Below are 11,485 nucleotides of genomic sequence, written 5' to 3'. Positions count from 1 at the left end.
CAGCGCCTTGGCGGCGACGAACAACGCCGCAATGCCCGCGAGGATGCCGGCCGCCACGGCGTAAAGAAAGCTCAACGAGGCGGCGGCGAACGAAAAGCTGCCAGTCAGCGCCGCCGCAACGGCAAAGCGGAACATGACCAGGCCGGAGGCATCATTGAGCAGGGATTCGCCTTCCAATATGTGCATCAGCCGAGCCGGAACGACATTGCGGTCGACAATCGAGGACACGGCAACGGCATCGGTCGGTGACAGCACGGCGGCTAAAGCGAACGCAACCGCCAGCGGGATGCTTGGCACCAGCCAGTGCAGAGCATACCCGAAGCCGACGATGGTGAAGAAGACAAGTCCGACGGCGAGATCGAGGATCGGCCGGCGCAGCTCGATCAGCTCCCGTTTCGGCGCCGCGAAGGCATCACCGAACAGAAGCGGCGGAATGAACACCAGCAGAAAGAGTTCCGGATCGATCTCGACATGCAGTCCCTTGGCCGGCCAGGCAAGCGCGGCGCCGATCGCAATCTGCAGCACGGGGAGCGGCACCCGCACCAGCCGCACGAGAGCGCCGGAAAGCGCCACGAAAGCAAGCACGACGAGAATGAAGACGGCGACGTCCATGATGCTATTCCAGCTGTTCGCGCTGTAAGTCTCATATTCGACGCATGTCGCTCTGCCAAAACCGCTGCGCACTGTTTGGGGACATGCAAACAAAAAAGCCGCTCCAAGAGCGGCCTTTTCTTGATTTATATCAATCGGTTACAGAGCAGAAGTAATCTGCAGCTCGCTGTTGCCGTCGAGGCCGTAAATGTCGTCGCGGAACTGCACGACGCCGGGTCCGGTCGACCATGCCGACAGGTACAGGAAGTGGACCGGCACCGGGTTGACCACCTGCACCGGCGTATTCTCGCCAGTCTTGATCGCCGCCTCGAAATGCTGGCGATCCCAGCCGGGCGTATCACGCAGGATCCAGGTGACGAGGTCGCGCACATTCTGGACGCGCACGCAGCCGGAAGAGTCGAAGCGCATCAGCTTGCCGAACAGGCTCTGCTGCGGCGTGTCGTGCATGTAGACGCCGTCCGGGCTCGGGAAATTGATCTTGACCGAGGCCATGGCGTTGCCGGCGCCGGGATCCTGGCGGAAGCGGTACTTGGCGGCATCGTCCGTCGACCAGTCGACGGTCATCGGATCGACCTCGCTGCCGTCAGGCGCGAACAGCCGGATGTGGCTGTCCTTGAGGTAGTTCGGGTCCTTCCGCATCAGCGGAATGATGTCCTTGCGCACGATCGAGACCGGCGCGTTCCAGTAAGGATTGACGATGATCTCGTTGATCTTGGAATTCACGATCGGCGTCTGGCGGTCGATCTTGCCGACGATCGCGGTGTGGCGCAGCACGACGCGGTCGTTCTCGACGGCTTCCACCTGCGCGGCCGGAATATCGACCAGCACATAGCGGTCGCCAAGCGTGCCCGCCTTTTCGCGCAGCCGCTGCAGATTGGTCTGCAGCTGGCCAAGCCGGATCGGCGCCGGCACGTTCATCGCCGAATAAGTGTATTTGCCCATGGAGCCGTCGGCCGGCAGGCCGTGACGGAGCTGGAAGCGCTTGACCGCCGAGTCGACATAGGAATCGAACGCCGTCGAAATGCCGGCGCTCTGCGACAGGTCGCCCGAGACCATCAGCCGCTTGCGCAGCGGCACGACATCCGGATCGTCGACGCCGAGCTGCAATTTCTTGGTTGCCGGAACCTGCTCCCAGCCGCCCTGGCCGACAATGCCCTGGTACTGCGCCACCGCCTGCTCGGTGAAGGCTACGGTCTGCAGGCTGAAGATCGGCAGCGTCGAGGCAACCTTGCCGGTCTCGCTTGCACGGGCGTCGAACTGGTCGTCCCAATTGCCGCGGGTCGAGGATTTCAGAATGTCGCCGATCACATCCTGCGCGCTGGCATGGCCGGCGACGACGGCGGCGGCGAGCGCAGAGGCTCCGGTCAGGAAGAAACGGCGGCTGGTTCTCATGGATGTTCCAGACATTTTAGCTATATCTAATCTCGCTCAGTTCGCTCTACTGGCGGGTTGCCCGCACTCTAGGGTCGGCAATCTTAACAATTAGCCAACCATGACTTGCGTCAGCAGGGCGTGAAAACGTAGGACCACGACACCTGCTCCAGGAAGCGCAGGGCCTCGGCCCGCAGCATCACCCGCATTCTCGCTTTCACTGCGATTATGGCGGCAACGTGACCTTGGCCCGCGATTTGCATCCGGCAAGATGATCAAAAAATGGGACCGAGGCATTTTGGCATCGCCGATAGCGGCGGGTTCACAGGATGCCCGCCGTCATCCTCGGTTTGCCCTATTTCACCCGGTTCGGGCAGAGGGCTTTGAACTGCTCCAGCGTGTAGTCGTAGCCCGAGGCCCCCGAGCCATCGAGCACCACGTTCTCGTCGGTGTCGGTGATCTGATAATCCGTCTCGCTTCCGGCGGGGCTGCGCCTCTGGAACAGCATGTTGGCGCCGTAAAAGGTGGTGAATTTTCCGCTCTTGCAGTCCGCTGTGATCTCCAGATGCAAGGGCGTTTTCATTTCCTTAGCGATGCAATCCTCGGTCACCTTACCGACATAGTCGCGGCAGTATCCGATGGCGTTCTGCCTCGTATGTTTGGTCAGGATGCTGGCATGCGAGGTGTTGATGCCGGATTTCTTGACGACCGTAACCTCCATTCCGGCCTTGGAGCCATAACCGAGAGTCCGGGCAGCGGCCGGTGAAACAAGGATCACAGCGCAAATCGCAAGCAGGATATGACGCATGAGGCCCTCCTCTTTTGCCTGCAGAGCTTCCACGCGCGCTGCTCGGCGGTCAAGCGCCCTGCTGCAGCGCGCTTTCGCAAAAGAAAAGAACCGGCACCTGTCGGCACCGGTCCTGATTGCTTCCTCCGGCCGCGCTTCTTCGGCGCGACTTCGATCGTCTTAGATTTCGAATCCGCTTACATCCGGTAAGCGATCGTGTCGTTCCAGAAGCGATCCAGACGCTGGAGCGCGCGGTTCATCTGCTTGAACTCGTCGGTGTTGATGCCGCCCACGGCCTCGATCGAGCCGACATGGCGCTCGTAGAGGCCGGCGACGACCTCGGCCACCTCGTTGCCCTTCGGCGTCAGCGAGACGCGGACCGAGCGGCGGTCGATGCGCGAGCGCTGGTGGTTGATGAAGCCGAGGTCGACCAGCTTCTTCAGATTGTAGGAGACGTTCGAGCCGAGATAATAACCGCGCGAGCGCAGCTCGCCGGCGGTCAGCTCCGAATTGCCGATGTTGAAGAGCAAAAGCGCCTGGATGGCGTTGATGTCGGAGCGGCCGTTGCGGTCGAACTCGTCCTTGATCACGTCAAGCAGACGGCGATGCAGACGCTCCACCAGCTGCAGCGATTCCATGTACAGCGAACGGATCGCCTCGCGGCGATCGTCGGAAACGTTGGCGGTCTTCGCCGCCGGACGCGAATTGATCATTGTCTTTGCCTCTCGTTTGTCGCCCGGTGATTTTTTGTTCTTCACCTTGATCGCGACACTATCGAATACTCATAAAATTCGACTTAAACGCCAGGGCTAACAAGAGCTTACCGGTAAGAGGTTTCGAAAGAGGCTTAACGAACGGTCATACGAGCAAGAACAATTAACCTAAAGATTTAGCCAAGGGTTTTGGGGCAGTCGCCGACCCCGTATCTAGGTTCCTTACGCCGCCCGGCAAGCTATTGCCTGAGCTGGCGCTTCTGCAGCCAGATGACCACGCGGAAGACGATGTAGAGCAGCGCCACGCAGGCATGTGAGACGACGATCAGGATCCGATGTCCGAAGAGATTGGGAAAGCCGGCATACATGACGGTCTCGGTCGCCGCGCAGATGAACCAGATCACCGGCCCCCAGGAGGCAAGCATCCAAAGGCCCGCGGCGGCGAAAGGAAAGAAGACGGCAAGCGTGGCCGCGGCCACCTGCCAGTGCACCGGCATCAGGTCGAAGCGCCAGAGCTCGCCCGGATAGATGCCGATCAGCCGGACCCAGTAGAGGACACCGAACAGCAGGCAGTAGCCGGCAATGACCCGCTGGAACCAGGCGAAGATGATCTCGGTGGTCGAGGGCTGCAGCACCACGCGCCTGGAGGTGACCTCGCTCACAGCTCCAGCTCCCCGGCCCCGAGCGGCGCGAAATACGCGTCGACATCGGCCGCGCTCACCGCATCGAGGCTGGCGGGCCGCCATTCCGGCTTCGAACCCTTGTCGATGATGGCGGCGCGGATGCCTTCATAAAAGTCGTGGCCGGCCAGCATGCGGTTGAGGATGCGGAACTCCATCTTCATGCACTCGTCCATCGACAGCGTCGACCCGGCGCTGATCTCGCGCCAGGCGACGTTGAGGCTGGTCGGCGAACGCGTCCTGATCGTCGCCAGCGTCTTGGCGGCGAAAGCGTCGGTGGCGGATGCTCGTTCCAGGCTGGCGACGATAGCGGCGAGCGAGGGTTGCGAAAAATGGCGGGCGATCGATTCCAGATCCTGCCGCTCGGTCTCGCGTCTTGCGGGTGTGAAGAAATCGCGCAACTCCGCGTTCGCGTCGCCGCTTGTCGCCAGCTCGTCAAGAAGCCCCGCCTGGTCCTCGGCCTTGATCGTGTGGGTGGCGAGGCCCGACCACAGGGCATCACCATAGCGGATGCGGTTTCCCGTCAGCCCCAGATACGTGCCGAAGCTGCCGCCGAGATCGGGCAGCAAATGGCTGGCGCCAACATCGGGGAAGAAGCCGATGCCGACTTCCGGCATGGCGAATTGCGCGTTCTCGGTCAGCACGCGGTGCGAGCCGTGGAAGGAAATGCCGACCCCGCCGCCCATGACGATGCCGTCGATCAGCGCGACATAGGGTTTCCTGAAGCGGGCGATGCGGGCATTGAGACGATACTCGTCGGCGAAGAAGTCGACCGGCGGCTTGCCGGCGCGGCCCGCCTCGTAAATGTGCAGAATATCGCCACCGGCGGAAAACGCCCTGCCCTCAGCCTTGACGACGACGACGGCGACGCCGGCATCGCCCTCCCAGGCGTCAAGCGCCTTGCCAAGCGCCTTGACCATGCGATGGGTGACGGCATTGAGCGCCTGCGGCCGCGTCAGTGTGACGACGCCCGCCTTGCCTAGACGCTCGAAGCGAATCTCGTCGCCTCCGCCAAAATCCATCGCCAGAGAATCCTCCTCTCCGCCCTTCCAGGGGGATTGAAGTGCTAAAGGCGGCATAAGGATGCGTCAATGGCGGCAACGCCGCGCTGGCGGCCAGCCGCTTCCGGTGTTAGGTAACCGGCAAAGTGTCGCGCGTAGGCGGCGCGACAGATTTCGAGCTAATCGACATGGCTGGGGTTTCTCGTCTCGTTGCTGGATTGGCAGGTCTCCTCTTTCTGGGAGTTGCGCCGGCCGCCGCCGAGGCAGCCTCTGAACTCTACCTGGCGCAGACGATCGTCACCGGCACCGGCGAGGCTAATCGCGAGATCGGCTTCAAGGATTGTCTGGACAAGGTGCTGGTCAAGGTTTCAGGCGATCAGCGGCTGACGCAGAAGCCGGAGATGCTGGCGCTGCGCAATAAGGCGGCCGACTTTGTCCAATCCTTCCGCTACCGCGACCGGCTGGAAGGCGTTCCGATCCATGACGAGCAAGGCACGCATGACCGGCCGCACGATCTCACCTGCCTCTACAAGCCCACAGTCGTCGACAAGCTCCTGGCGCAGCTCGGCAGCAAGCCATGGCACGGCGAGCGGCCGCTGATTGCCGTCTTCATAACGGCCGAGCAAGGGGCGCAACATTTCGTGCTGACGGCCGACGAGGATCGCGGCCAGTCAATGCGCGAATCCTTTGCCAACGCGACGGCGCCGCTCTCGGTGTATGTCAGCTTTCCAAAGGCTGACCAGCTCGCCGGCCTCGACGACAAGGCGCTGCGCACTGCCGATATGGCAAAGCTCGACCAGCTCGCCCGGCAGGCGGGTGCCGACCGGGCGCTCGCCGGCAGCATCGTGTGGAACGACAAGGAATTGGGCTGGATCGCCGACTGGCGGCTGGCCGAACACGGCAAGACCTATCAATGGCAGGTGCGCGGCGTCAGTTTCGACGAGGCTTTTCGCGTGGCTGTGAAGGGCGCGGCACAGATTCTGTCGGGGAATGGACAGCCGTAAACGTCGGCTGCCCTTCATCCGCCTGCCGGCACCTTCTCCCCGTCAAGGGAGAAGGGAAGTGCTCCAGCGCCGGCGATCCCCTCTCCTCGTTCTTCGCGGAAGCAACTGGCACAATCGTGTCGCATTGGTCAGCGGCAGGGGCGCATGGTAAAAGCCGGGACGACAACAGAGTTCTGGCGATGAACAAGTTTACCCCCGCAAAGCCTGCCGGCGCCCGCAGCGTCGACGAGATCACAGGCAGCCGCAGGCTGCGGCGCATGCGCAAGGCCGACTGGTCGCGCCGGCTGGTGCAGGAAAACCAGCTCTCGGTGAACGATCTGATCTGGCCGATCTTCGTCGTCGACGGCAAAAATGTGCGCGAGCCGATCGCCGCCATGCCGGACGTCTACCGCCTGTCGGTCGACCTCGCGGTGAAGGAAGCGAAGCGCGCCGCCAAGCTCGGCATCCCGGCGATCGCGACTTTCCCCAACATCGAGCTTTCGCTGCGCGACCAGACGGGCTCGCATATCCTCGATCCCGACAATGTCATCAACCGGGCCACCCGCGCCATCAAGGACGCGGTGCCGGAGATCGGCATCATTACCGACGCGGCGCTCGATCCATTCACCAGCCATGGCCATGACGGCATCCTGCGCGACGGCATCATCGTCAATGACGAAACCGTCGAGCAGGTCACGGCCGCGGCCGTCATCCAGGCAGCCGCCGGCGCGGACATCATCGCGCCGTCCGACATGATGGACGGCCGCATCGGCGCGATCCGCGACGCGCTGGACGCCAACGGCTTCCAGGACGTGGCGATCATGTCCTATGCGACGAAATTCGCCTCGGCCTTCTACGGCCCCTATCGCGAGGCAGTCGGCACCGCCGGCCTGCTCAAGGGCGACAAGAAGACCTATTATATCGACCACGCGAATTCCGATGAAGCCGTGCGCGAGGCCGAGCAGGATCTGGCCGAAGGCGCCGACATGCTGATGGTGAAGCCTGGGCTGCCCTATCTCGACATCATCCGCCGGCTGAAGGACGAGTTCCAGATGCCGACCTTCGCCTACCAGGTGTCGGGCGAATATTCGATGATCAAGGCGGCCAGCGCCAATGGCTGGATCGACGGCGAAAAGGCGATGCTGGAATCGCTTCTCGCGCTCAAGCGAGCCGGCTGCGACGCGGTCCTCACCTATTTCGCGCCGACCGTTGCGGAGATGCTGAGGGGCTAGGCCCAGGCGCAATTTTAAATTCTCGCCGCGTCACCTGGGCGCCGCCCGACGAGTTGATCGCTCGCCGGAAAATTCCGCTTGCATAATGCAATCAGTTAAGCTACTCCATGACTGCTTGCAAAATGCAACTAGTTCACGAGGCGATCATGTCAAAGCTGCGCGTCAACGCTTTCACCCTGTCGCTGGACGGCTACGGCGCCGGCCCCGATCAGACTCTCGAAAACCCGCTCGGCGTCGGCGGCGAAGGACTGCATAAATGGATGATCGGCACGCGCACCTTTCGTGAGATGGTGATCGGCAAAGACGGCGGCACCACCGGCAGCGACGACAGCTTCGCCGCGCGCAGTTTTGAGAATGTCGGCGCCTGGATCCTTGGCCGCAACATGTTCGGGCCGGTCCGCGGCGAATGGCCGGACGAGAGCTGGAAAGGCTGGTGGGGCGACAACCCGCCCTATCACGTGCCGGTCTTCGTGCTCACCCATCACAAGCGGGCGCCGATCTTAATGGAAGGCGGCACGACGTTTTACTTCGTCACCGACGGCATCCATTCGGCGCTCGAACAGGCGAAGACGGCCGCCAAGGACAAGGATGTGCGGCTCGGCGGCGGGGTCGCCACGATCCGGCAATATCTGAAGGAAAGCCTGATCGGCGAGATGCATCTCGCGGTCTCGCCGATCCTGCTCGGCTCCGGCGAGCATCTTTTCGCCGGGCTGGACATGCCGAAGCTCGGCTACCGCTGCACCAGCCAGGTCGCGACCGCCGACGCGACGCATGTGATGATCGGGCGGGCGTAAGCTCGGCTCCCCCTTCTCCCCCTGTGGGAGATGGGGAAGTGCTCAATACTTCGACGGCACATAAAGCTCGCGCGGCAGCACCTGCCGCTCGTAGGACGGGTTGAAGACGCGCTCCGGCAGCGTGATCTCCTCATGCGGCACGTCTTCGTAAGGCATTTGCTGCAGCAGGTGATCGATGCAGTTCAGTCGGGCCCGCTTCTTGTCGTTGCCTTCGACAATGAACCACGGCGCTTCCTTGATGTTGGTACGGGCGAAGGTCTCTTCCTTGGCTTTGGTGTATTGTTCCCAGCGCACGCGCGACTGCAGGTCCATCGGCGACAGCTTCCACTGCTTCATCGGATCGTGGATGCGCATCAAAAAGCGCATCTGCTGCTCCTCGTCGGTAATCGAGAACCAGTATTTCACCAGCGTGATGCCGGAGCGCACCAGCATGCGTTCGAATTCCGGCACGTCGCGGAAAAACTCTTCGACCTGATCCGCATTGGCAAAGCCCATCACCCGCTCGACGCCCGATCGGTTGTACCAGGAGCGGTCGAACAGCACGATCTCGCCGCCCGCCGGCAGATGCGGCACGTAGCGCTGGAAATACCATTGCGATCTTTCACGCTCGGTCGGCGCAGGCAGCGCGACGACGCGGCAGATGCGCGGGTTGAGGCGCTGGGTGATGCGCTTGATGACGCCGCCCTTGCCGGCCGAGTCGCGTCCCTCGAAGATCACCACCAGCTTCTTCTTGTGGTAGGCAACCCAGGACTGCAGCTTGATGAGCTCCGACTGCAGCCGCAGCAGCTCGCGGAAATAGGTCGTTCGCTCGATGGAGGGCGGATGCGACTTCTTGTAGATCCTGGCGATCTCGAGCGAGAGCGCGGGTTCGGAAATCTCCAGCTCATAGTCCTCGTCGAGCGTGTCCTCGAGTTCGGCTTCCAGCCAGTCCTTGGCTCCGGAATTCGTCTTGACCTCGTTCATTGCGCAGCTCCTGCCTGTCAGCCACTTTCGCCTCGGACGCGCTCCGGCCGAGGCCGGAAACACAACTCCGTAAGCCGACTGAGATACAGACGCGCAATGACGGTTTTATTGCGAGCAGGAGCCGGCAACGCTGGACCAGCCGATATGTGATCGGCCCGTATCGATGGCGGGGCGACAAGCCGCCCGAATTGTCCTACAAATACCCTCGCCTCTTCCGGCGCCCGCGACGGCGCGCCTCTTCAAAACAAATCGCAAGGACCTGACATGGAATACCGCACGCTTGGCCGTTCCGGCCTGAAGGTTTCGACATTGACCCTTGGCACGATGACCTTCGGCGGGACGGGCCCGTTCGCCGCCGTCGGCAAATCCGATCTCTCGGAGGCGAGCCGCATCATCGATACCTGCATCGATGCCGGCATCAATCTCATCGACACCGCCAACGTGTATTCGAACGGCCTGTCGGAGGAGATCGTCGGCGAGGCGCTCGGCGGCAAGCGCAAGAACGATGTGCTCATCGCCTCCAAGGCGCGCATGCGGATCGGAAACGGCCCCAACGACGAAGGCCTGTCGCGCCATCACCTGATCCGGGAATGCGAGCGGAGCCTGAAGCGGCTCAAGACCGACGTCATCGACATCTATTTCCTGCATGAGTGGGATGGGGTCACGCCGCTGGAGGAAACGATCGCTGCGCTCGACACTTTGGTCAGCCAGGGCAAGATCCGTTATGTCGGCTGTTCCAATTATTCGGGCTGGCAGGTGATGAAGGCCCTCTCGATCAGCGACAGCCATCATCAGCCGCGCTTCGTCACGCAGCAGATCCACTACACGCTGGAAGCGCGCGAGGCGGAGTACGAGTTGCTGCCGATCTCGGTCGACCAGGGTCTTGGCGTGCTGGTGTGGAGCCCGCTGGCCGGCGGCCTGCTGTCGGGCAAATACCGTCGCGACAGCCCGACGGCCCGCCAGCTTGGCGGCTGGTCCGAACCGCCGATCCGGGACGAGGACAGGTTGTGGCGGATCGTCGACGTTCTGGTCGAAATCGGCAAGGCGCGCGGCGTTTCGGCGGCACAGGTGGCGCTTGCCTGGCTGCTCGGCCGCCCGGCCGTTTCTTCGCTGGTGATCGGCGCCCGCAACGAAGCCCAGCTCAAGGACAACCTCGCGGCGGCCAGCCTGATGCTGTCCCTGGACGAGCGCCTGCGCCTCGACGACGTCAGCCGGCCGCCGGCGCTTTATCCCTACTGGCACCAGCAGCTCACCGCCAAGAACCGGTTCGGCCCCGCCGACCTGGTGCTCGACCGCAGCGATATCTGAGAATCCGCGCCGTGCTCCGCGCCCGAAAACGCGCGGAGGTCAGCCGGCGATAAAACGCCAGACCTCCGGGTCGGGTTCGATCTGGCCGCTTAGCACGAAATATTTGTAGAGGACGAGCAGCGATACCGCCCGCTCGTCCTTTTCGTTGCTGAACCGGCGGCAATAGGCGTTGGCCGCCGTTATGATGCGTTGGGCTTCCGCCGGGTGCTTTTCGAAATAGGCGATCTTGTCGGCGACGTCCGAAAAATCCGACGCCAGAGGCACGTAGTGGACATCGGCCTCGAGCTCAGCCTCGGCGAACCAGGTTTCGTAGGTCGGCGGCGGCATCAGGCAGAGCGAATTCGAGCTCATGATCCACTTGAGGTTCGTCGCCACGTCATTGCCTTCGAGCGAGACGATGTAGCGGAACTGCCGCTGGTGCGCGATCGTGAGATACGGCTTGCGATAGTTCTCCGGGGCGCTTGGCTTGGGCGAGCCGGCATCGCAAGACGGCAGGTCGCGCACGGCATCGACGAACCGTTTGCGGATCGGATTGTTGAAATGACCGCGCCAGACCGCCATCGGGCGCTTGTCGGCGAAGGACAGATTGTCCTTTGGCATGTTGAAATGGCGGAACTTGTCGAGCTTCATGATCACGGCGTTGCCGTTGTCGTTACGGATCGGCCGGTCCTTGACGATTGACGGCACCGCCGGAACGTCGACGACGTCGCCAAACTCGAGATCGATGAGCAGGTGGCGATCGAAGTAGCGGGCGAACTCCTTCAGGTCGTAATAGTACATGCTCCCGAACTTGGGTATTTGACTGGCCGGCACGGCCGCCGCGCTCGGCACGAAGCTATGGTCGAGCCGGTTGTAGTAGTTGACCCGATCACGGACCGTTTTGCTGGAGAGCCGTGCCTGCTCCAGCCGGCGCGCAAGCCGCTGGCGAAAGAGAGCCTGCGGCGCCACATCGCGCGTGATGTTGCGTATGAAATAAAATACCCGCGCTGCGGTGCGTAAGGGCGAGGCCATGCGTCCGTCGTTTAAAGATGTCCGTCGCCT

12 protein-coding genes are annotated in these 11,485 nt (G+C 62.4%); 4 read left to right on the top strand and 8 right to left on the bottom strand.

What is annotated here, in order from left to right; translation table 11 throughout:
• From EOA79_RS01695 to EOA79_RS01670, 6 genes are all read right to left on the bottom strand, one after another.
• Positions 1–612, bottom strand: a 612-nt coding sequence (locus EOA79_RS01695) for a cation:proton antiporter (RefSeq protein ID WP_206639224.1), incomplete at its 3' end; no start/stop codon positions are given.
• Positions 613–750: 138 nt separating this feature from the next.
• On the bottom strand, positions 751–2,004 hold the full coding sequence (locus EOA79_RS01690; RefSeq protein WP_067000724.1) for a L,D-transpeptidase family protein: 1,254 nt from the start codon (positions 2,002–2,004) through the stop codon (positions 751–753).
• Positions 2,005–2,338: 334 nt separating this feature from the next.
• A complete protein-coding gene (locus tag EOA79_RS01685) occupies positions 2,339–2,791 on the bottom strand; it encodes a hypothetical protein (protein ID WP_095824862.1) in 453 nt (150 codons plus the stop codon).
• 176 nt (positions 2,792–2,967) lie between these two features.
• On the bottom strand, positions 2,968–3,483 hold the full coding sequence (locus EOA79_RS01680; RefSeq protein WP_067001002.1) for a winged helix DNA-binding protein: 516 nt from the start codon (positions 3,481–3,483) through the stop codon (positions 2,968–2,970).
• 239 nt (positions 3,484–3,722) lie between these two features.
• Entirely contained in the window at positions 3,723–4,145 is a 423-nt protein-coding gene (locus EOA79_RS01675; RefSeq protein WP_067000719.1) for a DUF6163 family protein, read from the bottom strand.
• Entirely contained in the window at positions 4,142–5,185 is a 1,044-nt protein-coding gene (locus EOA79_RS01670) for an enoyl-CoA hydratase/isomerase family protein (protein ID WP_095824741.1), read from the bottom strand. The genes EOA79_RS01675 and EOA79_RS01670 overlap by 4 nt, the downstream gene beginning before the upstream one ends.
• Before the next feature lie 167 nt (positions 5,186–5,352).
• Here EOA79_RS01670 and EOA79_RS01665 point away from each other — a divergent pair, with 167 nt between their 5' ends.
• The 3 genes from EOA79_RS01665 to EOA79_RS01655 all read left to right on the top strand — a co-directional run bounded on the left by EOA79_RS01665 (position 5,353) and on the right by EOA79_RS01655 (position 8,173).
• The gene (locus tag EOA79_RS01665) at positions 5,353–6,168 is read left to right on the top strand and encodes a DUF2066 domain-containing protein (protein ID WP_067330032.1); all 816 of its coding nucleotides are present in this window, start codon (positions 5,353–5,355) and stop codon (positions 6,166–6,168) included.
• A gap of 179 nt (positions 6,169–6,347) precedes the next feature.
• The gene (gene hemB, locus EOA79_RS01660; RefSeq protein WP_095824742.1) at positions 6,348–7,379 is read left to right on the top strand and encodes a porphobilinogen synthase; all 1,032 of its coding nucleotides are present in this window, start codon (positions 6,348–6,350) and stop codon (positions 7,377–7,379) included.
• A 146-nt stretch (positions 7,380–7,525) separates the two neighbouring features.
• Positions 7,526–8,173: a dihydrofolate reductase family protein gene (locus tag EOA79_RS01655; protein ID WP_095824743.1), complete on the top strand. Its 648-nt coding sequence runs from the start codon at positions 7,526–7,528 to the stop codon at positions 8,171–8,173.
• Positions 8,174–8,215: 42 nt separating this feature from the next.
• Here the strand turns inward: EOA79_RS01655 and ppk2 are convergent, their stop codons facing one another.
• The gene (gene ppk2 / locus EOA79_RS01650) at positions 8,216–9,136 is read right to left on the bottom strand and encodes a polyphosphate kinase 2 (protein ID WP_095824744.1); all 921 of its coding nucleotides are present in this window, start codon (positions 9,134–9,136) and stop codon (positions 8,216–8,218) included.
• Between the two features lie 264 nt (positions 9,137–9,400).
• On the opposite strand from ppk2, the gene EOA79_RS01645 reads away from it, so the two are divergent.
• Positions 9,401–10,444 carry an aldo/keto reductase gene (locus EOA79_RS01645; protein WP_127335328.1) on the top strand — a complete coding sequence of 348 codons (1,044 nt, stop codon included), beginning with the start codon at positions 9,401–9,403 and terminating at the stop codon, positions 10,442–10,444.
• Positions 10,445–10,483: 39 nt separating this feature from the next.
• Here the strand turns inward: EOA79_RS01645 and EOA79_RS01640 are convergent, their stop codons facing one another.
• A complete protein-coding gene (locus EOA79_RS01640) occupies positions 10,484–11,455 on the bottom strand; it encodes a glycosyl transferase family 90 (protein ID WP_095824746.1) in 972 nt (323 codons plus the stop codon).
• Between the last annotated feature and the right edge of the window lie 30 nt (positions 11,456–11,485).

This window comes from Mesorhizobium sp. M1A.F.Ca.IN.020.03.2.1 (genome assembly GCF_004023205.1).
Lineage (GTDB): Bacteria > Pseudomonadota > Alphaproteobacteria > Rhizobiales > Rhizobiaceae > Mesorhizobium.
Note: the sequence above shows the minus strand (reverse complement) of the source record. Positions and strands in the feature narration are given on the sequence as shown.

Excerpts from the sequence above, each read along its gene's own strand:
- EOA79_RS01655 (WP_095824743.1), top strand. The coding sequence starts at position 7,526 with ATGTCAAAGCTGCGCGTCAACGCTTTCACCCTGTCGCTGGACGGCTAC.
- EOA79_RS01680 (WP_067001002.1), bottom strand. The coding sequence starts at position 3,483 with ATGATCAATTCGCGTCCGGCGGCGAAGACCGCCAACGTTTCCGACGAT.
- EOA79_RS01685 (WP_095824862.1), bottom strand. The coding sequence starts at position 2,791 with ATGCGTCATATCCTGCTTGCGATTTGCGCTGTGATCCTTGTTTCACCG.
- ppk2 (WP_095824744.1), bottom strand. The coding sequence starts at position 9,136 with ATGAACGAGGTCAAGACGAATTCCGGAGCCAAGGACTGGCTGGAAGCC.
- EOA79_RS01665 (WP_067330032.1), top strand. The coding sequence starts at position 5,353 with ATGGCTGGGGTTTCTCGTCTCGTTGCTGGATTGGCAGGTCTCCTCTTT.
- EOA79_RS01645 (WP_127335328.1), top strand. The coding sequence starts at position 9,401 with ATGGAATACCGCACGCTTGGCCGTTCCGGCCTGAAGGTTTCGACATTG.
- EOA79_RS01670 (WP_095824741.1), bottom strand. The coding sequence starts at position 5,185 with ATGGATTTTGGCGGAGGCGACGAGATTCGCTTCGAGCGTCTAGGCAAG.
- EOA79_RS01690 (WP_067000724.1), bottom strand. The coding sequence starts at position 2,004 with ATGAGAACCAGCCGCCGTTTCTTCCTGACCGGAGCCTCTGCGCTCGCC.
- hemB (WP_095824742.1), top strand. The coding sequence starts at position 6,348 with ATGAACAAGTTTACCCCCGCAAAGCCTGCCGGCGCCCGCAGCGTCGAC.
- EOA79_RS01640 (WP_095824746.1), bottom strand. The coding sequence starts at position 11,455 with ATGGCCTCGCCCTTACGCACCGCAGCGCGGGTATTTTATTTCATACGC.